Origin of the sequence: Bartonella koehlerae C-29 (assembly GCF_000706625.1) — a bacterium.
Classification (GTDB): domain Bacteria; phylum Pseudomonadota; class Alphaproteobacteria; order Rhizobiales; family Rhizobiaceae; genus Bartonella; species Bartonella koehlerae.
The window spans coordinates 593969-615204 of the sequence record NZ_KL407334.1 but is presented as its reverse complement, the minus strand read 5'-3'; the positions used below and the strand labels follow the sequence as shown (position 1 = coordinate 615204).

Genomic DNA, 21236 nt, shown 5'->3' with positions numbered 1-21236 from the left:
TTTTTGATAAATCTATGAAACTCAAATTACAAACAATTGCACCTCTTCATAAAATAGGCGCTTCTGACATAGTTCAGCCTGGCTTGTCTTCTTTTTTATCCATTGGTAAGGGAATAGGATCAGCAGATAAACCCCGTAAATAAAGCAAAAGATCAGCACGATCTTGGTCATTTTTGATCCCAGGAAAAGACATAATTGTTCCTGGAAACGCTTCACGTGGTGATTGCAAATAACGATCCAAAGCCACAAAATTCCATCTCTGATCAGAATTTGCACGCAATATACGTGAATAAACAAAATCTGTCCTAGCTGCTAAAGGACGGTCAACTATCCCCCAAAGTGCTGGACCAACACGACTAGATTCATGACGCCCCGAGGTATGGCATAGAGCACATTGACGAAAAATCTTACGCCCATTTTCAAGATTGGCTTGTCGGAGACGATCGTTTAATGATAAAGGAGTATCAGATATCTGCTGTTTCTCTTTGAGTCTATCATTTTTTGTAACCTTAGAAGGTTGAACCGATGTAGAATTATCATAAATCGTGTTGCTTAGTATGGAAATCCCCACCAAGACAATCAGCAAAAATAAGCAAGCAAAAACAAAATAGACAATTCTCGAGCGATTCATAAAAACTCAGACATTTATATCGTCATTCCTGCTTTTAGTTTAAGCTTTTTCCATATAATACACAACATTATAAACACATCATACACACAATATTTGGAACTTTGCAATGGCTCTTGAACCAATTATTCTCATTCCCGCTCGTATAGGCTCAACCCGCCTTCCTCAAAAAGCTCTGGCAGAGATTGCTGGAAAGCCAATGATTGTTCATGTTGCTGAACAGGCAAAAAAAGCCGCATTCGAGCGTATTATCGTTGCAACAGATCATAATGATATCGCCACAACCGTTACCGCTTATGGATATGAATGTATCATAACATGTCGTGATCATAAATCTGGATCTGATCGTATTTATGAAGCTTTAATCCATATTGATCCTGAACGACGCTACAATGCCATTTTGAATGTACAAGGTGACCTGCCAACGATAACGCCCCATGACATCATTAGTTCTTTACGCCCTTTAGAAAATAGCTTAACTGATATTGCAACTTTGGGTGCAAAAATCGTTGAAGAAGATGAAAAAACAGATCCGAATATTGTCAAAATTATTGGTACACCGCTTTCTCATAATCGTTTTCGTGCTCTTTATTTTACCCGCGCGACAGCGCCTTATGGAGATGGTCCCCTGTACCATCATATTGGGATATATGCCTATCGACGCGAAGCACTCGAGAAATTTGTAGCGCTTAAACCCTCTCCACTAGAGCAACGTGAAAAACTTGAACAATTACGCGCACTAGAGCATAATATGCGTATCGATGTGGAAATAGTCGATACAATTCCCTTAGGGGTCGATACACAACGTGATCTCGAGAGGGTACGCAAGATTTTAGCATGAAGACACTTAAAAAAACCAATAAAATCTCATTCCAAGGAGAATATGGCGCTAATTCCCATATCGCCTGTTCTAATATGTTTCCCAATATGGATGCTCTACCCTCAACAACTTTTGAAGATGCGCTTAACTTAGTAGAAAGTGGACAAGCTGATCTTGCTATGATTCCTATTGAAAATACTCTTGCTGGCCGCGTTGCCGATATTCATCACCTTTTACCACAATCATCTCTCTATATTATTGATGAATATTTTTTGCCTATTCATTTTCAATTAATGGTTTTACCCGGTGTTACACATACAGAAATTGAAACCGTTCATAGTCACGCGCATGCCCTGGCACAATGCCGTAAAATCATCCGTAATAATGGCTGGCAACCTGTCATTTCTGTTGATACAGCTGGAGCTGCAAAATTTATTAAAAAAAACGGGAAGCGTTCACAAGCAGCCTTAGCACCTCTGATCGCAGCAGAACTCTATGGACTTGATATTCTCGAAAAAAATGTTGAAGATAGCCCTCATAATATTACCCGTTTTGTCATCCTTTCACGGTCTCAACGGCATGTACCCAAACCCCAAAATGGCGAAAAAATTATCACTAGCCTTCTTTTTCGAGTCCGCAATGTTCCAGCTGCACTTTATAAAGCTATGGGAGGATTTGCCACAAACGGCATTAATATGACAAAATTAGAAAGCTACCAAATTGGTGGCAATTTTAATGCAACACAATTTTTTGTCGACATTGAAGGGCATCCTGAAGACCCCATGATGCAACTCGCCCTAGATGAGCTGTCTTTCTTTTCTGCTGAATTGCGCATTATTGGCATTTATCCTGCTAAAAATGATTGGAGATCACGCATATAAAAATCAATTAAATTGTACAATTTCCCGTGGACATTGAAGAGTATCCTAAAAATCTCTCATGATATAATATCCTAGGAAGAAAGGTCCTTCTTTTCGGGGGTAGCTTTTTGTTATGGATACTAAAGAACAAAATAAGTGGCAGCATCTATCAAAATGTTCAAATTATCCCTATAATATTCTTGCAAAAAATGGACATCAATTCAGCCAAAACGAAACCAATACTAAAGAAACAATGCACGCACCAAAAACAAGAGTTTCTGTGACTATTCATATCCCTCATATAAGAGATAATTCCTTTAGAATACAAATGATGTTTCTAGGATAGTTTATCTCAAAATGGAATAATTTTAAGAGGTTTTATAAAGTTAAAAGAGCAATTTAGCTCTGCATTTCTGAGTTAAATTCAATCTTTCATATTTATAAAAACTGATTTATAATTAATTGATATTTTAGGATAAGAGGGGAAAATATAATGAAAAAAATTTTTACTCAAGGATTAGTTGCTGCAAATATTCTTGCGTGTTCCACTGTTGCGTTTGCTGGATTTAGTGAAAAAAAATGGAATTTTGATTTAAATGAAAGTGTTACTATTAGAGCAGGTGATACAGTACATCAAGGCGTTGAATATTCTTGCAAGGCATTCAAACCAAAGAAAGTGTCATTTACTTTATCGTACTCTACTCCTTCTGATTTGGATAAACTAAAAATTGTAGCTGACGATGAAAAGAAAATAACGCATGATAAAGAAAATAAGGTATTTACGCTTAACGGTGTAAAATCTCTTGATTTAAGCTTCCCTTCGTCAGGAAAATACACTTTTAAAAATATTACGAAGAGAAAAGTTATTGGAACAAATTGTGATTCAGGGGATTATGATTAATAATTTTTCTAAGAGCTCTTAAGTTCGAAAAGGTCTATCCTATTGCTTAGGTAGACCTTTTTCACACTCAAGCGTGTTGAATTTTCAAAACCCAGGATTCTATAAGTTCGAATTTTTAATATTTGCCAAAAAAAGTCAAATTATCCATTAAAATAAAACATTAAAGGACTTTTGTAAAAAATTGAATTGCATTGTATTTTTGTCATATAAAGACAATTTCCTTTATAAGAACATTATATCCAACTTTGTAATTAGCTCTTCTCATAATTTTTACAAACTCCATCATATGTAAATCATATACACAAACAGATAAATAACAAAAGCCCCATTTAAAAGTCTGTAACTTTGTTCCACATCTGACTAAAACAGAGCAAAAATGTAAAATGATAACTATGTCCTATATGCTAATAGTAAAATGAATACCAAAGTAATCATGAGCGATCCTAGCTTCATTTTTTAGTCACGCAAAAACTCACAATTAAAGTGCGTTTCAGATTACAGTCATGAAAGCTTGCTCACAGCAAGATTAACCCCTTTTCTCTCACTGTTAAAGAATGCATCAACTATTTAAAGTGATAAAATACCGATACGGATTAAATTGCGCTCTTCAAAAATGATCTTCTCTCCTTTATTTTCTAACTTCAACCACTTGAATGAACTTTATGCTTTATCCCTTCTTTTACTGTTTCAAATTTCCCATAATTTGTTTAGAAACTTTATAAAATACATCCTTCTGCCACTCAATTCCTCATCCTAGCCAACGAGCTATCTGTTCCAAACCCATTATGTGAAAAAAGCGTATGCTTTGTTCATAACAAATCACTGTAGAATGCTGTCACAATAAACATTGATAAATCCCGAACATATTTGTAATGCGTAATGCATAAATTAAGCTCAAAGAAGAAATTTTTGGTCGTTCTTTCCATATTCTTCGCTTCTTAGCTTGATTTTCCATTTTAAATCGACAATATACAATGTGGGAGGTTGGTGGTGGACGCACTGCTCGCCAACCGGGTCAGGTCTGGAAAGAAGCAGCCCTAACGAGTTATGGTACGGGTCACCGTACCAGCCTCCTATTTTAACCGGATAAGTTATATTTTGTTGCTTTTTAGTTTCTTTCTTCAATTTTCAGAGTAACTTTCGATTATAGCAAAGAGATTTGGTTGTTTTTACGCCAATATTTTTACTCCTTAAAAAATAAATTGATTGAGAAAAAATCCTTTTATATTAGAGTATAAGTATTAACTTTGTCTCGCATGTTATCAAAAGTGTCTTACAAACGCTTTAAAATTGGAATCATTGATGAAAGATATGCCGGTAGAAACAACCTATCGTGTTCTTGCTCGTAAATATCGACCTCAAAATTTCTCCGACCTCATTGGTCAAGAAGTGATGGTGCGTACTCTTACTAATGCCTTTGAAACAGGACACATTGCACAAGCATGGATGCTCACGGGGATTCGCGGAGTGGGAAAAACCACAACAGCACGTATTTTAGCACGTGCACTAAACTATAAAACAAAAGATATTGACCAACCAACAACCCTATTGAATACACTTGGGGAACACTGCACGCAAATCATTGAAGGACGTCATATTGATGTTATCGAAATGGATGCAGCTTCACATACAGGTATTGACGATATTCGTGAAATTATTGAACAAATATGTTATCGTCCTGTTTCTGCACGCTATAAGGTTTATATTATTGATGAAGTGCACATGCTCTCAACACAGGCATTTAACGGCTTATTGAAAACACTTGAAGAGCCACCACCGCATGTAAAATTTATTTTTGCAACAACAGAGATTCATAAAGTTCCTATTACGATCCTTTCACGTTGCCAGCGTTTTGACCTACGGCGTATTGAATCGGCAGCTTTGAGTGCGCATCTACGCCAAATTGCTCAACATGAAAATGTGGAAGTGGAGGATCAAGCGCTCTCCATGATCGCACGCGCTGCAGAAGGCTCTGCACGAGATGCACTCTCTATTTTTGATCAAGCAATTGCTCACAGCAAGGGCAAAATCAGCGCTGTTGCAATACGCGCAATGTTAGGATTAGCTGATCAAACTCGTATTATTGATCTTTTCGAATTCATCATGAAGGGCAACGTTGTCAATGCACTCCATGAGTTACGTAGCCAATATGATGCCGGCGCTGATCCCCTTGCCATATTGACAGAATTAGCCGATTTCAACCATCTGGTCACACGTTTACATTTCACACCAGAGATAGTAGAAGATCTTTCGCTTACTGAAGATGAACGTTTGAGAAGCTTAGATTTTTCAAAAAAACTTTCCGTTCCTGTTTTATCCCGAAACTGGCAAATGTTACTGAAAGGTTTACGAGAAGTGAATCAAACCGCACGTCCACTTCAAGCCGCTGAAATGTTATTGATTCGTCTTGCTCATGTTACAGATCTGCCAACTCTTGATGAAGCTTTAAAAAAGCTCACGCAAGAAAAAGTACCTCTCACAATCGTTTCCAATTCTGCCCATCAAGAGTCCGCAAATGCAAATAATACAACAAAAATAGAAGCTACAAACGCTTGTCCTTCTTCACAAGTTGCAAACACGTCATCACACCAGCCAGATTGCAAAACATCCTTAGAAAACCAATTAGATTGTTCATTACAATCGGAAAGTTCCCTCAGCGTTCAAAACCTCGAAAGCTCTCATCCCTCTAAAGTCACAGAAATTCTTGAAACTTCTCAATCTGTTGCTCCTCCTCAAAATATTGCAAATTTACCGTATCTTTCCACGCACACACCAAAACAAACCACTGAAACCAAAGCTATAGTTATTGATTCCTTGCATGATATTGTTAAATTAGCTGAACAGTATAATGAGATCCCTTTTAAACTTCTTGTTACAGAATTTGTTCACCCTGTTTCTTTTGAACCAGGACATATCATTTTGAGGATTTCTGAAAATGCTCCACATTCACTTAAGCGTGATATAAAAAAAATGCTGTATCAGTGGACTGAAAAACGTTGGACTATAACCTTTGTTAATGAAGGAGGAGGACCAACCCTACAAGAAGAAAGTATGGCTACCCAAAAGACTCTTTTTTCCAATGCAAAAGCAGATCCTGATATCGCGAAAATTCTAGATCATTTTCCAGAAGCAAAAATTGTCGATATTCGTCTAAATAAACAAGAAAATGACCTTGATTTACTCCTTAATACCTTTAAAAATGCCGATACCTTTAAAAATGAAAGTGATATCAATGATGAATAAGGGTACCTATTCCTATGCGTGATATGATAAACATGATGAAAAAAGCCAAAGAAGTGCAAGAAAAAATGCAGAAAATTCAAGAAGAAATGGCGAATCTGCAAATAACGGGGACTGCTGGTGGTGGACTTGTCACCATCACCTTAAACGGTAAAAACACTATAACAGCAATCAAAATTGATCCTTCATTACTTAAACCTGAAGAAATTGAAATCCTTGAAGATCTGATTATGGCTGCTTATAATGAAGCCAAAACAAAAATTGAAATAACTATGCAAGAAAAAACCAAAAGCATGACAGCAGGGCTACCACTTCCACCCAATTTCAAACTCCCGTTCTCATGAACCAAATTTTACCGAATCCTTTGGAACCAGAGTATGTCTAAACACATTGGAGGACCTGAGATTGAGCGTCTCATTCAGCTTTTAGCGCGAATACCAGGTCTTGGTCCGCGTTCAGCACGTCGTGCTGTGCTTTATCTTATCAAAAAAAAGGAAACACTGCTGGAACCTTTAGGAGTAGCAATACAAGCCGCAGTACAAAAAGTCTGCATTTGTTCTATTTGTGGAAATGTAGATACAATTGATCCTTGTTCGATTTGTAAAGATCCACGCCGTGATGATGCAACAATTATTGTTGTTGAAGATATTGCTGATCTGTGGGCTCTAGAGCGTGCAAAAACTTTAGCCGCACGTTATCATGTATTGGGTGGCAGGCTTTCTCCTTTAGATGGGATAGGTCCTGATGAACTCAACATCGCCCCCTTAATACAGCGTGTTGTAGAAAACCCAATTACAGAGATTATTCTAGCTGTCAACGCCACTGTTGAAGGACAAACAACAGCACATTATATCACTGATAAACTTTCCAATTTTTCAGTGAAAGTTACTAAACTTGCTCATGGTGTGCCTGTAGGAGGTGAACTTGATTATCTTGATGATGGAACTTTAGCAGCAGCCTTACAGGCAAGAACAAATCTTTAATTTTTTTCTCTTACCCGTTATCTCTTTTTATTATTTATTATCATTTCTTTGATTTATGGGTAGAAACATTAAAATGATTAAAAAAAAAATCACACTTTTAAACGACTTTGCTCCGGGTGTCCTAGCATGTTTATTCATATCAACCTTAGCTTATGGTTTAGAAATCTTAGAAAAACAGCTTTTCACGCAAGCATGGTTTGAAAGCCTTGTTTTGGCAGTTCTCTTAGGATCCATCACCGGTAGTTGTTTTACTTTGCCAAAATATTTTCAAAAAGGTATAATTTTTTGTGCCAAAACACTTCTTGAAATTGCTATTGTTCTTCTAGGAGCAAGTATTAGCGTTAATACGGTTCTTTCAGCCGGTTGGAATTTACTTGCTAGTATTATATTTGTTATACTTGTAACGCTTATTCTCAGCTTTACCATCGGCAGACTTTTCAGACTTTCTTCGCATTTAGCAATGCTCGTCGCTTGCGGGAATGCTATTTGTGGAAATTCAGCAATCGTCGCCGTTGCACCTGTCATTAAAGCAAAACATGAAGAGGTAGCAGCATCTATTGCTTTTACTGCTCTTTTAGGAGTTTTTATTATTTTACTTCTCCCTTTTTTACATCCATTTCTGAATTTGTCATTTAGCCAATATGGCGTGCTTTCCGGCATGGTCGTTTATGCTGTACCACAAGTTTTAGCAGCAACAGCATCTGTCTCTTTTGTGAGTGTTCAAATTGCAACAGTTGTTAAATTGGTACGCGTTTTAATGTTAGGTCCTCTTATTTTTGCTCTGTCAATCCTCTATCATCGATCAGCACAAACACGATTGCGCCTACACACTCTCGTCCCATGGTTTATCATTGGTTTTATTATTATGATGCTCATCCGCTCAAGTGGTCTTATTCCTGAAAGGACTCTCATCCCCATTAAATTTATTGCTCATTTATTCACTGTCATTTCAATGGCAGCATTAGGTTTAGGCGTTGATATCCGATCCTTTAAAAAAGCAGGATGGCGCGTCATTCTAGCTTCAACCTGCTCCATACTTATCCTCGGTGTTTGCAGTCTTATCATGATCCAATTGAATGATTTAAACCCTATAACATTCTGAAATATTGGTTTTTAAATATTTTTGCTTTTTTCAATTCAGCATACAATCATTCCAAAGACATGCCACTCTTGAAGCAGCTTTTTTATCAAAATGGGTTAAAATTCCAAGACTTTCTTTATCATTTTTACAACTTATATAAACAATCAAATTACTTTAAACTTAGTAGAAAGAGTAGCAAGCTATAAAACTACTTATTCAATCGGCTTTTCAGCAGACAGTTTCTTGCAACTAAACAGCATAACACAAAAATACATCATTCATCACAAAACAATGCCGCTTTTTTTATTGCATTTTCTCTCACAAAATAATGTTTTTACAAAAAGCCTACGGAATATGCTCTTACTTAGAAAATAAACAAATGGGATTTCATGGCTTCTTTCTCTTAAATTGCTTTTATTCACTCTGTATTACAACAGGATAGCATGAGAAAAAATCAACACCCACCGCATTCAATAAAAAATATATTGTTGCTTATTGATCCTAACAACCTTCTTTAAATATTGCAAAACACACACAAAAAAAAGACTAAAAAATACTGTAGGTCTTTTGTTTATTATATTATTCAACTAAAATATTTTTATGCTTATCCTTGCTCTAGACACTGCTTCAATTTATTGTGCCGTTGCGCTTATTCGTCAGAAATCTGTCATTGCTCGTGTCAACGAGCGTATAAACAAAGGACATGCCGAAAAACTTATTGGATATATCGCACAAGTAATCAACCAAGCGAATATAACTCTTGATCAAGTTGATCGCATTGCTGTCAATATTGGGCCTGGATCATTTACCGGTGTGCGTGTAGGTGTTGCAACAGCACGCGCTTTGTCATTAGCGCTCGAAATACCAGCTGTTGGAGTAAGCGCACTTGAAGCATTAGCAGTGCAGGCAAGCAATAAAAATACTGGATTAGCAATCACCGTTGTCATTGAAGCCGGTAAAGATATGTTCTACCATCAAAACTTCAACGAAGATCTTTCCCCTTTAGGGGCCCCAGGCTTAAAAACAATCGAAAATATTATCGAAGATTTACCGCAGAAAACAAGACTCATCGGTCCAGCAGCTAATGTTATTGCTCTGCATATTAAAAACAATAAGGTAAACAAAAAAATCGTACGAGATCAAACCCTCTGCGAGACAGCTGACATTGTAAGCTATGCTCATCTTGCAGCAAACAAACAACTACAAGATCGTCCCCGTCCACTCTATTTACAGAGTGCTGACGCAAAGCAACAAACTGATTTTGCTCTACCACGAAAAAAATAATGTCTAAGCTTTTATTGAAAAAAAAACATTTTTGGATTGCTCCACTACAAACTGATGATAGTGCTCTCCTTCATCAAATTCATCAGCATTGTTTTGTCCCTGCTTGGAAAAAACAAACCTTTGACCATTTCTTAACAGATCAATCTATCTTCGGGTACAAAGCCTCTCTTATTGGACGCCCTGATAAAATTTTAGGCTTTTGCCTCTGCCGTCTCATTCTTGATGAAGCCGAAATTATCACAATTGCTGTCCACCCTCATTGTCGTCGACAAGGAATTGGCACCTTGCTTATTGATAGTACACTTCGCCATCTCCACCACGAACGCGCTCTAAAACTCTTCTTAGAAGTAGAAGAAACCAATCTTTCTGCTTTGAGCCTTTATCAAGGTTTTAAATTTCAAAAAATTGCTAAACGCTTTGCCTACTACCAATCAAAAAATAGCCGCACAGATGCAATCATTATGCAAAAAAACTTTTAAGCAAATAGATTGAGATTTGCGTAAAAAACATTTACAAATGCGCTATGAATAAAGCAAATCCTAAAAATATTCCTCCTGTTGCTCCTAAAAAGGTTTTTATCAAAACCTATGGGTGCCAAATGAATGTTTATGACAGCCAACGGATGACTGATAGTCTCAGTTCACAGGGTTATGTCACTACACAAACACCAAATGACGCTGACCTTATTCTTGTTAATACCTGTCATATCCGTGAAAAAGCAGCAGAAAAACTCTATTCAGATCTTGGTCGCTTGCGGGTTATGCGTCAAGAACGTACACCTGACAAGCCCTTGATGGTTGGTGTAACTGGTTGTGTTGCACAAGCAGAGGGAAGTGAAATTTTGCGCCGTGCACCAACGGTAGATCTCGTTATTGGACCGCAAATGTATCATCGCTTGCCGAACTTGTTAGAACAAACCAAACAGGGGAAAAAAATTGTTGCAACAGACTATGCTGTTGAGGATAAATTTGCCCATTTACCGCCTCATAATAAACATGCTGTAAGAAAACGAGGTGTTAGTGCATTTTTAACAGTACAGGAAGGCTGTGATAAATTTTGTACTTTCTGTGTTGTTCCCTACACACGCGGTGCCGAAATATCCCGATCTGTCGAGCAAATTACCGAGGAAGCCCGTCAACTCATTGAAGCTGGTGTCAAGGAAATTACCCTGCTTGGACAAAATGTGAATGGCTGGCATGGACAAAATGTGAATGGTAAAACTTGGCGTCTTGGTGATCTTCTTTATCACCTTGCCAAATTGGATGGTTTAAAGCGTTTGCGTTATACAACCAGTCATCCACGAGATATGGATGACAGTCTTATTGCTGCACACCGAGATCTTGACATATTGATGCCTTATCTGCATTTGCCTGTTCAATCGGGTTCAGATCGCATCTTAAAAGCAATGAACCGCCAACACAAAAGTGTTCATTATCTTCAACTTATCGAAAAAATTCGTAATGCACGACCAGATATTGCTTTTTCAGGAGATTTTATTGTAGGATTTCCAGGAGAAACAGATGAAGACTTTGAAGAAACCATTAAACTTATTAAACAAGTGGAATACAGTTCAGCATACTCTTTTAAATATTCACCTCGACCTGGAACAGTTGGTGCAACAATGAAAAATTATGTTGAGGAAGCTGTAAAAGATGCCCGGCTTCAACATTTACAAATCCTTCTCTTGGAGCAACAAAATGCATTTTTGCGTTCTAAAATTGGTCAAACAACAGACGTTCTTATCGAAAAAGCTGGACGTCACTCTGGGCAAATGGTAGGCCGGTCACCTTGGCTTTTACCTGTTGTCGTGGATACACAAGCCTCTACGGGCAGCGTAGTCCCAATTCATATTAAAAGTACAAGCTCAAACAGTTTTGTTGGTGAAATTGCAAATGTATAAGCATAGCTCTCATGCCTTTTTCACAACAGAGATTTTAGAAGGCTCTTTTATTTTTGAAGAAAATGATTACATTTAAAGTTTGCACTCTATGAAAAAGAGTCTGTATTTTATACAGTTTACCCCAAAAGAGTGCAATATTTGCTAGATATGGGAGAATAGGTTGAAATCTTCAACCAAAAAAGTAAAGTTCGTTAAAGAGAAAATAAGTACTTATCTTGAAAATACTGTTATCTTGGAAAAAGAAAACGCATCGACTGTTCATCATGTTGTTTTAATTTTTGAAAATAACCGATATGCAAAAGCAGTATTTGGTAAATTCAACGAAAATCTAACTTATATCGAACAACAGCTTGGACTTAGTCTTTATCCGCGCGGCAATGAAATTTTAATCCATGGAAAAACGACAGCCACGAAGTGCGCACAATATATATTACAGCAGCTTTATGAACGCGTTAAAACACATCAAGAGCTCACTTTATCGGATGTAGAAGGAGCAATTGCCATGGCGAATTTTCCACATAATCAGCAAGAATCGCCAACAAAAATACAACCTGTAACAAAACTTATACCCGCACGGTTAAGTACCCATAAAAAGACAATCCACGCTAGAACTCCAACACAAAATGCTTACATACACGCAATGGAAACTAAAGAACTTGTTTTTGGGATAGGACCAGCAGGAACAGGCAAAACATATCTTGCTGTCGCTCATGCTGCAATGCTTTTAGAGCGTGGTATCATTGAACGCATTATCCTCTCACGTCCTGCCGTTGAAGCTGGAGAACATCTCGGCTTTCTGCCTGGTGATCTTAAAGAAAAAGTTGACCCATATTTACGTCCACTTTATGACGCCCTCTATGATATGATACCCGTCGAAAAAGTAGAACGAATTCTAAATTCTGGTGTTATAGAAATTGCTCCTCTTGCTTTCATGCGCGGACGAACACTTACTCATGCCGCTATCATTCTTGATGAAGCGCAAAATACCACGCCCATGCAAATGAAAATGTTCCTCACGCGTTTTGGAGAGGGCGCACGCATGGTCGTTACCGGTGATGTAAGCCAAATTGATTTGCCGACAGGACAAAAATCAGGTTTAATTGAAGCAATACGTATTCTTTCAAATGTAGAAAATATTACAATTATTCGTTTTGGTGAAAAAGATGTTGTACGCCATCCCCTTGTTGCCGCTATCGTTCGTGCTTATGATCACGATTCTCGAGCATAAAACAAAGAAATGCCCATCTCATACTCCTCATCAAAGAAATGAATTTGATTTGTTATGATTACAATTGATATAATTGTTGAGAGCGCTGGGTGGAATGACGAAAAAATGCTTTATAATATCACTGAAAAAGCATTAAAAACGACAATGCATCATTTTTCATTGGAAAATATTGTCAGCGAAATCAGCTTGCTTTTTACGGATGACAAACATATGGCACAAATCAATGCACAATGGCGTGGTAAAAACAAATCTACCAATGTGTTATCCTTTCCTGCCTTTCCCCTTAAAGTTGGAGATCCTCCTGGACCCATGCTTGGTGATATCATTATTGCACGGGAAACTGTTATTCTTGAAGCGAAAAACGAAGCAAAATCATTTCAGGATCACTTAACGCATATGATTGTCCACGGTATTCTTCATCTGCTTGGTTATAATCATGAAACAAATGAAGAAGCCCATCACATGGAAGAACTCGAAAGAAAAATTCTTCAAAAGCTTTCCATTAAGGATCCCTATGCTGAATTATCTTAATAAAAATGATAAAAACTAATTTTAAAAATTAATATCACCATCATACAACTTAAAACGTCCTATGCCTCTCTTACACAAAAAAGTTTAAAAGATCTCAAAACCATGGCAAACAAAGTGAATGCACCAAATAACAGTCAAACGCCTTCTCATATTGAAGAACCCCCATCTCAACCAGCAAATCATACAGAAAAATACTCCCTGATGAATCATTTGTTTTCGTTCTTACGCGGCCGCAATTCTAAGTCACTGCGCAAAGATCTTACCATTGCACTCACTGCTAACAATGAAAAGGATATTGCTCTCTTCTCACCTGAAGAACGTACTATGTTGCACAATATTTTACGCTTGCGCGAAGCGCGCGTTGATGATGTTATGATTCCACGTTCTGAAATCGAGGCACTGGACATAAATACCTCCCTTGGAGAAGCACTCAAATGTTTTGCAAAAATTGGACATTCACGCATACCCGTTTATGCTGAAACCTTAGATGATCCGCGGGGAATGATTCATATCCGTGATATTCTTAATTATATAACGCGCTTTATTACCAAATCAGCTCAAACAGAACAAACATCCGATTTATTACAGTTAAACTATACGGATTTGCACACCCCTATCGGCGAACTCGATCTTATTCGAACAGTTCTCTTCGTTCCTGGCTCCATGCTTGCAAGCACATTACTGACCCGTATGCAAACCACGCGAACACAAATGGCTTTGGTAATTGATGAACATGGTGGTACAGATGGGTTAGTTTCTATGGAAGATATTGTTGAATTAGTCGTTGGTGATATCGAAGATGAACATGATCATGTTGACAATGCTATCGTGCGCGAACCCAATAATAAATGGCTTGTTGATGCAAGAACCGAACTAGAAGATGTGGAGAAAGCTCTTGGTCCTGATTTTATTGTAGGGGAATATGGTGATGAAGTCGACACCATTGGGGGGTTGATTGTTTCTATTCTTGATCGTATTCCTGCAAAAGGTGAAGTCATTGAAGCGGTGCCAGGTTATCGATTCCGTATTCTAGAAGCTGATAAACGTCGGATTAAGCGCTTGCGTATTTTTCGTATTTCGGAGAATGAAAGTTTTAAACAAAATGTCATCTCCGAAAAGTAACTTCATGTTTTCAAACAGTGTCAAGGTGTCTTTGTTTGCCATCACTGGTTGGAAACGACAAGGAGTGTTGTTTTTATGTGGTGCATTGACATCCTTTGCACTTCCGCCCTTTTATTTAACACCTCTCTGTTTTTTAACTTTTCCCGTCTTAATTGTTTTACTTGATAAAATCAGTGCTCTTCAAAACAATAAAAAATGCCTTCTGCCCTACGCTTTAAGCTGCGGAACTTTTGGCTTTGGTTATTTTATTTTTGGATTTTGGTGGCTGTGCAATGCTTTATTGACGGACCCGATTACTTTTGGATGGGCTGTGCCATTTGCTATTCTCTGCCCTCCCCTTTACCTTTCTCTTTATTGGTTTTTTGCTGGTTTTATTGTCGGTTTTTTATGGACAAAAGGAATAGCACGTTTTTTTGTTCTGGCTTTTGCGCTGGGACTAGCAGAATGGTTGCGTTCTATCTTGTTCACAGGCTTTCCGTGGAATGCTCTTGGTTATACAGCTATGCCAACCCCTATGCTTATGCAATCCAATGCAATCTTCGGACTTTATGGAATGAATATTCTTGCAGTCTTCATCTACAGTTTACCCGCTGTTTTATTAACAGATGAAAAAAAGAAAACCGCACTTTCTCTTTGCTTAGTGCTGATATTAGCCCACAGTGGTTTTGGATTTTATCGCCTTAATACCGCCCCTAACATGACTGATTATCAAAAAAGTAGTTATTGGGTGCGCATTGTTCAGCCTTCTATAGATCAAAACATAAAATTGAGTAATACTGAGCGAGAAGCTATATTTGCAGCTCATGTGAATCTGAGTGCAACATCAACAGCAGAACAACACCCAGCACCCGACTTTATCGTATGGCCCGAAGCATCCATTCCTTATATTCTCTATGATAACTCTACTATCACAATGCGCATTGCCTCTCTTCTCAAGCCCAAACAATGGGCTATTATTGGTGCTATACGTGCCAGTAATGATCCTCTCAATGCAAAAACGAAATATTTTAATACAATTGCAGTCATTAACGCTACAGGAAATATTTTAACCACTTCTGATAAACTTCATCTGGTTCCTTTTGGTGAATATCTGCCTTATCAGAATTTATTGAAAAAAATTGGATTGCATGCCCTTGCTGATACTATTGGTGGATATAGTGCTGCGAGTGTACGCAAAACTGTTATGATGCCAAATGGATTTTCTTATCTTCCTCTAATTTGTTATGAAGCAATATTTCCCAATGAAATGGCTTTTAAAGGTTCTCCTCCTCAAGCAATCATTAATGTTACAAATGATGCATGGTTTGGCGTAACACCCGGCCCATACCAACATCTTCAACAAGCGCAGCTTCGTGCAGTTGAACTGGGAATCCCGCTTATAAGAGCAGCTAATAATGGAATATCAGCTGTCATTGATTCTTATGGACGAATCGTTGTAGCTCTTCAGCAAAATGCTGTTGGCATTGTTGATTCGCCAATTCCATCACCCATTACCCCCATAGGAAGCAATGAATACAGGATATTCTCTACTTTCATCTTATTCATTCTTATGCTATTGTGCGTGCTTGGTTTTGGTTCTACAAAACAGCTTAAATGATCGAATGCCCACATTCCGGTACCGTTTCATGTGTACCATTAAAGTTGGGAAAAACTATTATATATTGTTTTATTGTATGATAAATCAACTTCACGTAAATCTGATGTTGATTTGAAAGTGAAATGCTGGAAATTTAAAGAGTTGCATTATGACCGAGACTAGAAAAAAACCCGATCCTATAGATGTCTATGTCGGAACCCGTATTCGTTTACGTCGTAATATTTTAGGACTTACCCAAGAAAAATTGGGTGAAAAACTAGGCATCACTTTCCAACAAATCCAGAAATATGAAAAAGGGACAAATCGTATTGGTGCAAGCCGTCTTCAAGCGATTGCGGAAATTATGGATGTCCCTGTTTCTTACTTTTTTGATAAAGGTGTTGGTACACAACAAATAGAAGGTTTTGCTGAAAGTGATAACAATTTTATGGACTTTTGTTCTAGCAATGAAGGAATCCAACTCATGCGTGCTTTCACGAATATATCCGATGCTAAGGTACGTCGGAAAATTATTGATTTGGCAAAAGCACTTTCTGAAGAAGAAGATCTAACAAACAAACTATAAAATAAAAATTATATCCTTTCTCTCACTCACTTTATCAATCAGCATTGACGATTTGTCATGAGATTGGCAAATAAAGGCAATTTTAATATAGAGTTGTTTTTCTTTTTTAAGGAGTTCCTATGCTGCATCAAGATTACCTTTTTACAAGTGAATCAGTATCGGAGGGACATCCTGACAAAGTTTGCGATCGTATTTCCGATGAGATCGTTGATATGATCTATAAAGAAGCTCAAAAAACTGGTACTGATCCATGGTTAGTACGCATCGCTTGCGAAACCTTAGTAAGTATCAACCGTGTTGTTATTGCTGGTGAAGTACGTGTTCCTGATACACTCTTAAAAAGAGATAAAAATAGGGAATTCATTTATGATGAAACTGGTTTACCACGCATTAATCCCGCGCGTTTTCGTTCAGCAGCACGTCGTGCTATTCGTGCAATTGGTTATGAACAAATAGGCTTTCATTGGAAAACCGTTAAAATTGATGTTCTTTTGCGCCCACAATCAGTTGATATTGCACGGGGAGTTGATAATGCTAAAGATCGGCATAATGAAGAAGGAGCAGGTGATCAGGGCATTATGTTCGGATATGCTTGCCGTGAAACACCAGATCTCATGCCAGCACCCATTTATTATGCACATAAGATTCTCAAACTTCTTGCCAAAGCACGTCATAAAAAAGAAGGAGAAACTGGAAAATTAGGGCCAGATGCAAAAAGTCAAATAACAATACGGTATAAGAATGGAAAGCCTACAGAAGTAACATCAATCGTCCTTTCTACACAGCATTTAGATGAAAGTTGGGATTCCCATAAAGTTCGCACAGTGGTTGAGCCTTATATCCATCAAGCTTTGCATGATATTCCTATTTCCGATCAATGCAGTTGGTATATTAACCCAACAGGAAAATTTGTTATCGGTGGCCCCCAATGTGATGCTGGACTGACAGGCCGTAAAATTATCGTTGACACTTATGGAGGCGCAGCCCCCCATGGTGGAGGAGCTTTTTCAGGCAAAGATACAACAAAAGTTGATCGTTCTGCAGCTTATGCTGCACGCTATCTAGCTAAAAATATTGTTGCAGCTGATTTGGCAGAACGATGCACTATTCAACTCTCCTATGCAATTGGCGTTGCACAACCCTTATCTATTTATATTAATTTCCACGGAACAGGAAAAGTCGATGAAAGTATTATCGAAGCAGCAATTCGGAAAATAATGGATCTTTCACCGACAGGCATCCGGAAACATTTAGATCTCAATAAACCGATTTATAAAAAAACAGCTGCTTATGGTCATTTTGGACGCAAACCAAAACGTGATGGTTCATTTTCATGGGAAAAAACCGATCTCATTAAAACGCTTCAAACAATGATTAAAGTACCATGATTGATCATGATATACGTACATGTAAGGCCTTTTTTGGTCGTCGAAAAGGAAAACGGCTACGAAACAATCAGCTTGTTCTTATGAAAAAGCTTTTCCCAATTCTTAACATTGATTTAAATAACTCTGTACCCCTAAACTTAACGTCCTTATTTTCCAGAACAGTAAAAGAAGTTCGGCTTGAAATTGGCTTTGGTGGAGGTGAACATTTGCTCCATGAAATGGAATATTTTCCACAAACCGGTTTTATTGGCGTAGAACCTTTTATCAATGGCATGGTAAAAGTGTTAATGTCTCTTGAACAGCATCAACAGTATCAAAATCAACTTCGCCTTTATAATGATGACGCCACATGCCTCCTTGATTGGCTTCCAAATGCATCACTTGATGGAATAGACCTTTTCTATCCTGATCCATGGCCTAAAAAAAAACATTGGAAACGACGCTTTATCAACATAAAAAATCTTAATCGTTTTGCTCGCGTTCTTAAAACAGGAAAAAAATTCCGCTTTGCCAGCGATATAGAAAGTTATGTAAACTGGACCCTCTACCATTGTTCACACCATCACAGTTTTGAATGGGAAGCAAAAAATCCTAAGGATTGGAAAACGCCTTATCCGCTATGGTCAGGCACTCGTTATGAAACAAAAGCTTTACGCGAAGGACGAACACCTACCTATCTTACTTTTATCAAGAAATAAATGATGAAACGCTTTTCTTATAAACAACTTGAAAAAGTTTTAATTTAATAGTATCAATGACTAAATTCTTGGTCTTATGATGAAGAGTGGGCCATTTGGACCCGCTTTTTTTTATGTCATGAAACTGATTTGGATAAAGTGTATGAGCAAAATTGAAAGAATAAGCGATATTGATGAACCACGTCTATTTGAAGAAAATGGTGTGGAAGCACATGTTGCTGCTCTTGTTATACCATTGCTTAAACCTTTAGGTTTTCGTTTGGTTCGCGTAAAACTTCTTGGACTAAATGGTTTAACGCTTCAGATTATGATAGAATGTGCTGATGGATCCATGACCGTAGAAGATTGTGAAACTGTTAGTCGAACTGTTTCACCCCTTCTTGATGTACAAAATATTATTGAGCGCAAATATCATTTAGAAATTTCATCTCCTGGAATTGATCGTCCACTGGTAAGAAAATCTGATTTTTTTCATTGGCAAGGGCATATTGCGAAAATTGAAACCAAAATAACACTTGATGGGCGTCGAAAATTTCGTGGAACACTTACAAATATTACCCAAGATGGATTTACTCTAAACACCGATAAAGCCGCTTATGGAGAATCCATGTATATTTCTATTTCTTTTGATGACATCATTGATGCACATTTGGTGCTTACTGATGAACTTATCCGCGATACATTGAAAAAAAATAAAGATTTAAACCAACAATTTATCTCAAAAGATAATCAAAACTTCTCAAAACAGGAACGAAATTACGAGAATTAATATCACTGGGATCAATGCCCATCGTGTGGTACAAAAAAGGAGAAAGTCGATGGCTACAAGCGCTAACAGGCTTGAAATTCTGCAAATTGCAGATTCTGTTGCACGTGAAAAGTCGATTGATCGTGAAATTGTCATTTCTGCGATGGCTGATGCTATTCAGAAAGCGGCGCGTTCTCGTTATGGTCAAGAAACCAACATTCGTGCTGAAATCAATTCAAAAACTGGTGAAATTAAATTACAGCGTCTCCTTAAAATTGTTGATATCGTTGAAGACTATACGAGTGAAATTAGTTTATCTGATGCACTCAAACATCAAGCAGATGCTAAAGTTGGTGATTTTTTCGCTGACCTTTTGCCTCCTATGGATTTTGGACGCATCGCCGCGCAATCTGCTAAACAAGTTATTGTACAAAAAGTACGCGATGCAGAGCGTGAACAACAATACGAAGAATTCAAAAATAAAATTGGTGAAATTATTTCTGGTACGGTAAAACGTGTCGAATATGGCAATGTTATCGTCGATCTAGGACGCGGTGAAGCTATTGTGCGTCGTGATGAATTAATTCCACGTGAATCTTTCCGCTATGGAGATCGTATTCGCGCTTTTGTTCATGATGTACATCGCGAACCACGCGGTCCACAAATTTTCCTTTCACGCACACATCCTCAGTTTATGGTAAAACTTTTTACCATGGAAGTGCCAGAAATTTATGATGGTATTATAGAAATTAAATCCGTTGCCCGTGATCCAGGTTCACGTGCTAAAATTGCGGTTGTCTCACGCGACGGTTCGATTGATCCCGTTGGAGCATGCGTTGGAATGCGAGGGAGTCGTGTACAATCTGTTGTTGCAGAATTACAAGGAGAAAAAATTGATATTATTCCTTGGTCACCTGACGCTGCAACATTTATCGTCAATGCACTGCAACCCGCCGAAGTTTCTAAAGTCGTCCTCGATGAAGATGTCGAACGTATTGAAGTTATTGTGCCTGATGACCAGCTCAGCCTTGCTATTGGTAGACGTGGACAAAATGTCCGTTTAGCTTCACAATTAACAGGATGGAATATTGATATCTTAACGGAGCAAGAAGAATCTAAAAACCGTCAAAAAGAATTTACCGAACGTAGCAAGTTGTTTATGGAATCTTTAGATGTCGACGAAATGATCGGGCAGGTTATGGCATCAGAAGGTTTTTCTTCTATTGAGGAAATCGCTTATATTGATCTTGAAGAAATCACTTCTATTAATGGTTTTGATCATGAAACTGCTGCTGAAATCCAGAACCGTGCACAGGAATATCTAGAACGCAAAGAAAAAGAACTTGATGAAAAACGCAAAAAGCTCGGTGTTTGTGATGAACTACGAATGCTTCCTGGAATGACAAGTGCTATGCTGGTTGCTATTGGTGAAGATGGTGTCAAAACAATAGAAGATTTCGCAGGCTATGCAGTCGATGATTTGGCTGGCTGGAGAGAGCGTAAAGAAGGTCAAACACAGAGTTTTTCTGGTATCCTGACCCCATTCGATATTACACGGGCTGATGCCGAAGCTATGGTTTTAGCTGCACGTGTGCAAGCAGGCTGGATAAATCAAGCTGATCTTGTTACAGAAAATTCTGCAGAAAGTGAAAATAAATAATT

The 21236-nt window shown here is 37.9% G+C and carries 20 protein-coding genes and 1 other RNA gene; 20 read left to right on the top strand and 1 reads right to left on the bottom strand.

Annotated features, from left to right (window positions below; all coding sequences use genetic code 11):
• Positions 1 to 73 precede the first annotated feature (73 nt).
• Positions 74 to 631, bottom strand: coding sequence for a c-type cytochrome (locus tag O9A_RS02615; RefSeq protein ID WP_034458517.1), 558 nt, complete (start codon positions 629 to 631; stop codon positions 74 to 76).
• Between the two features lie 106 nt (positions 632 to 737).
• Between O9A_RS02615 and O9A_RS02610 the strand changes: the two genes are divergently transcribed.
• From O9A_RS02610 to nusA, 20 genes are all read left to right on the top strand, one after another.
• On the top strand, positions 738 to 1469 hold the full coding sequence (locus O9A_RS02610; RefSeq protein WP_034458515.1) for a 3-deoxy-manno-octulosonate cytidylyltransferase: 732 nt from the start codon (positions 738 to 740) through the stop codon (positions 1467 to 1469).
• Positions 1466 to 2329 carry a prephenate dehydratase gene (locus tag O9A_RS02605; protein ID WP_034458513.1) on the top strand — a complete coding sequence of 288 codons (864 nt, stop codon included), beginning with the start codon at positions 1466 to 1468 and terminating at the stop codon, positions 2327 to 2329. The genes O9A_RS02610 and O9A_RS02605 overlap by 4 nt, the downstream gene beginning before the upstream one ends.
• A 472-nt stretch (positions 2330 to 2801) precedes the next feature.
• Positions 2802 to 3209, top strand: coding sequence for a hypothetical protein (locus O9A_RS02595; RefSeq protein ID WP_034458509.1), 408 nt, complete (start codon positions 2802 to 2804; stop codon positions 3207 to 3209).
• 979 nt (positions 3210 to 4188) lie between these two features.
• Positions 4189 to 4286: signal recognition particle sRNA small type (ffs, locus tag O9A_RS07640), an RNA gene on the top strand.
• A 225-nt stretch (positions 4287 to 4511) separates the two neighbouring features.
• On the top strand, positions 4512 to 6452 hold the full coding sequence (locus O9A_RS02585) for a DNA polymerase III subunit gamma/tau (protein WP_034458505.1): 1941 nt from the start codon (positions 4512 to 4514) through the stop codon (positions 6450 to 6452).
• 14 nt (positions 6453 to 6466) lie between these two features.
• Positions 6467 to 6793 carry a YbaB/EbfC family nucleoid-associated protein gene (locus O9A_RS02580; RefSeq protein WP_034458502.1) on the top strand — a complete coding sequence of 109 codons (327 nt, stop codon included), beginning with the start codon at positions 6467 to 6469 and terminating at the stop codon, positions 6791 to 6793.
• A 33-nt stretch (positions 6794 to 6826) separates the two neighbouring features.
• Positions 6827 to 7432 carry a recombination mediator RecR gene (recR, locus tag O9A_RS02575; RefSeq protein ID WP_034458500.1) on the top strand — a complete coding sequence of 202 codons (606 nt, stop codon included), beginning with the start codon at positions 6827 to 6829 and terminating at the stop codon, positions 7430 to 7432.
• Positions 7433 to 7505: 73 nt separating this feature from the next.
• Positions 7506 to 8534, top strand: coding sequence for a YeiH family protein (locus O9A_RS02570; protein ID WP_034458498.1), 1029 nt, complete (start codon positions 7506 to 7508; stop codon positions 8532 to 8534).
• A 579-nt stretch (positions 8535 to 9113) separates the two neighbouring features.
• Positions 9114 to 9797: a tRNA (adenosine(37)-N6)-threonylcarbamoyltransferase complex dimerization subunit type 1 TsaB gene (gene tsaB / locus O9A_RS02565; protein WP_034458496.1), complete on the top strand. Its 684-nt coding sequence runs from the start codon at positions 9114 to 9116 to the stop codon at positions 9795 to 9797.
• Positions 9797 to 10276, top strand: a complete 480-nt coding sequence (gene rimI / locus O9A_RS02560; protein ID WP_034458494.1) for a ribosomal protein S18-alanine N-acetyltransferase — start codon at positions 9797 to 9799, stop codon at positions 10274 to 10276. Before tsaB ends, rimI begins: the two co-directional genes overlap by 1 nt.
• Positions 10277 to 10320: 44 nt before the next feature.
• Positions 10321 to 11697 carry a tRNA (N6-isopentenyl adenosine(37)-C2)-methylthiotransferase MiaB gene (miaB, locus tag O9A_RS02555; protein ID WP_034458492.1) on the top strand — a complete coding sequence of 459 codons (1377 nt, stop codon included), beginning with the start codon at positions 10321 to 10323 and terminating at the stop codon, positions 11695 to 11697.
• 160 nt (positions 11698 to 11857) lie between these two features.
• Entirely contained in the window at positions 11858 to 12925 is a 1068-nt protein-coding gene (locus tag O9A_RS02550) for a PhoH family protein (RefSeq protein WP_034458490.1), read from the top strand.
• A 54-nt stretch (positions 12926 to 12979) separates the two neighbouring features.
• Complete coding sequence (gene ybeY, locus O9A_RS02545; RefSeq protein WP_034458488.1) at positions 12980 to 13456, top strand: rRNA maturation RNase YbeY; 477 nt, start codon at positions 12980 to 12982, stop codon at positions 13454 to 13456.
• 102 nt (positions 13457 to 13558) lie between these two features.
• The gene (locus O9A_RS02540; RefSeq protein ID WP_034458486.1) at positions 13559 to 14578 is read left to right on the top strand and encodes a hemolysin family protein; all 1020 of its coding nucleotides are present in this window, start codon (positions 13559 to 13561) and stop codon (positions 14576 to 14578) included.
• Positions 14541 to 16175 carry an apolipoprotein N-acyltransferase gene (lnt, locus tag O9A_RS02535; RefSeq protein WP_034458484.1) on the top strand — a complete coding sequence of 545 codons (1635 nt, stop codon included), beginning with the start codon at positions 14541 to 14543 and terminating at the stop codon, positions 16173 to 16175. The genes O9A_RS02540 and lnt overlap by 38 nt, the downstream gene beginning before the upstream one ends.
• 148 nt (positions 16176 to 16323) lie before the next feature.
• Complete coding sequence (locus O9A_RS02530; RefSeq protein ID WP_034458481.1) at positions 16324 to 16740, top strand: helix-turn-helix domain-containing protein; 417 nt, start codon at positions 16324 to 16326, stop codon at positions 16738 to 16740.
• A gap of 119 nt (positions 16741 to 16859) precedes the next feature.
• Positions 16860 to 18128 carry a methionine adenosyltransferase gene (metK, locus tag O9A_RS02525; RefSeq protein ID WP_034458479.1) on the top strand — a complete coding sequence of 423 codons (1269 nt, stop codon included), beginning with the start codon at positions 16860 to 16862 and terminating at the stop codon, positions 18126 to 18128.
• The gene (locus O9A_RS02520) at positions 18125 to 18826 is read left to right on the top strand and encodes a tRNA (guanine(46)-N(7))-methyltransferase TrmB (protein ID WP_034458477.1); all 702 of its coding nucleotides are present in this window, start codon (positions 18125 to 18127) and stop codon (positions 18824 to 18826) included. The genes metK and O9A_RS02520 overlap by 4 nt, the downstream gene beginning before the upstream one ends.
• Before the next feature lie 118 nt (positions 18827 to 18944).
• The gene (gene rimP / locus O9A_RS02515; RefSeq protein ID WP_034460169.1) at positions 18945 to 19595 is read left to right on the top strand and encodes a ribosome maturation factor RimP; all 651 of its coding nucleotides are present in this window, start codon (positions 18945 to 18947) and stop codon (positions 19593 to 19595) included.
• 49 nt (positions 19596 to 19644) lie between these two features.
• Positions 19645 to 21234, top strand: coding sequence for a transcription termination factor NusA (nusA, locus tag O9A_RS02510; protein ID WP_051665538.1), 1590 nt, complete (start codon positions 19645 to 19647; stop codon positions 21232 to 21234).
• Positions 21235 to 21236: the final 2 nt, after the last annotated feature.

Excerpts from the sequence above, each read along its gene's own strand:
- miaB (WP_034458492.1), top strand. The coding sequence starts at position 10,321 with ATGAATAAAGCAAATCCTAAAAATATTCCTCCTGTTGCTCCTAAAAAG.
- O9A_RS02540 (WP_034458486.1), top strand. The coding sequence starts at position 13,559 with ATGGCAAACAAAGTGAATGCACCAAATAACAGTCAAACGCCTTCTCAT.
- O9A_RS02605 (WP_034458513.1), top strand. The coding sequence starts at position 1,466 with ATGAAGACACTTAAAAAAACCAATAAAATCTCATTCCAAGGAGAATAT.
- ybeY (WP_034458488.1), top strand. The coding sequence starts at position 12,980 with ATGATTACAATTGATATAATTGTTGAGAGCGCTGGGTGGAATGACGAA.
- O9A_RS02595 (WP_034458509.1), top strand. The coding sequence starts at position 2,802 with ATGAAAAAAATTTTTACTCAAGGATTAGTTGCTGCAAATATTCTTGCG.
- rimI (WP_034458494.1), top strand. The coding sequence starts at position 9,797 with ATGTCTAAGCTTTTATTGAAAAAAAAACATTTTTGGATTGCTCCACTA.
- rimP (WP_034460169.1), top strand. The coding sequence starts at position 18,945 with ATGAAACTGATTTGGATAAAGTGTATGAGCAAAATTGAAAGAATAAGC.
- lnt (WP_034458484.1), top strand. The coding sequence starts at position 14,541 with ATGAAAGTTTTAAACAAAATGTCATCTCCGAAAAGTAACTTCATGTTT.
- recR (WP_034458500.1), top strand. The coding sequence starts at position 6,827 with ATGTCTAAACACATTGGAGGACCTGAGATTGAGCGTCTCATTCAGCTT.
- O9A_RS02615 (WP_034458517.1), bottom strand. The coding sequence starts at position 631 with ATGAATCGCTCGAGAATTGTCTATTTTGTTTTTGCTTGCTTATTTTTG.
- O9A_RS02530 (WP_034458481.1), top strand. The coding sequence starts at position 16,324 with ATGACCGAGACTAGAAAAAAACCCGATCCTATAGATGTCTATGTCGGA.
- O9A_RS02520 (WP_034458477.1), top strand. The coding sequence starts at position 18,125 with ATGATTGATCATGATATACGTACATGTAAGGCCTTTTTTGGTCGTCGA.
- O9A_RS02580 (WP_034458502.1), top strand. The coding sequence starts at position 6,467 with ATGCGTGATATGATAAACATGATGAAAAAAGCCAAAGAAGTGCAAGAA.
- nusA (WP_051665538.1), top strand. The coding sequence starts at position 19,645 with ATGGCTACAAGCGCTAACAGGCTTGAAATTCTGCAAATTGCAGATTCT.
- metK (WP_034458479.1), top strand. The coding sequence starts at position 16,860 with ATGCTGCATCAAGATTACCTTTTTACAAGTGAATCAGTATCGGAGGGA.
- O9A_RS02570 (WP_034458498.1), top strand. The coding sequence starts at position 7,506 with ATGATTAAAAAAAAAATCACACTTTTAAACGACTTTGCTCCGGGTGTC.
- tsaB (WP_034458496.1), top strand. The coding sequence starts at position 9,114 with ATGCTTATCCTTGCTCTAGACACTGCTTCAATTTATTGTGCCGTTGCG.
- O9A_RS02610 (WP_034458515.1), top strand. The coding sequence starts at position 738 with ATGGCTCTTGAACCAATTATTCTCATTCCCGCTCGTATAGGCTCAACC.
- O9A_RS02585 (WP_034458505.1), top strand. The coding sequence starts at position 4,512 with ATGAAAGATATGCCGGTAGAAACAACCTATCGTGTTCTTGCTCGTAAA.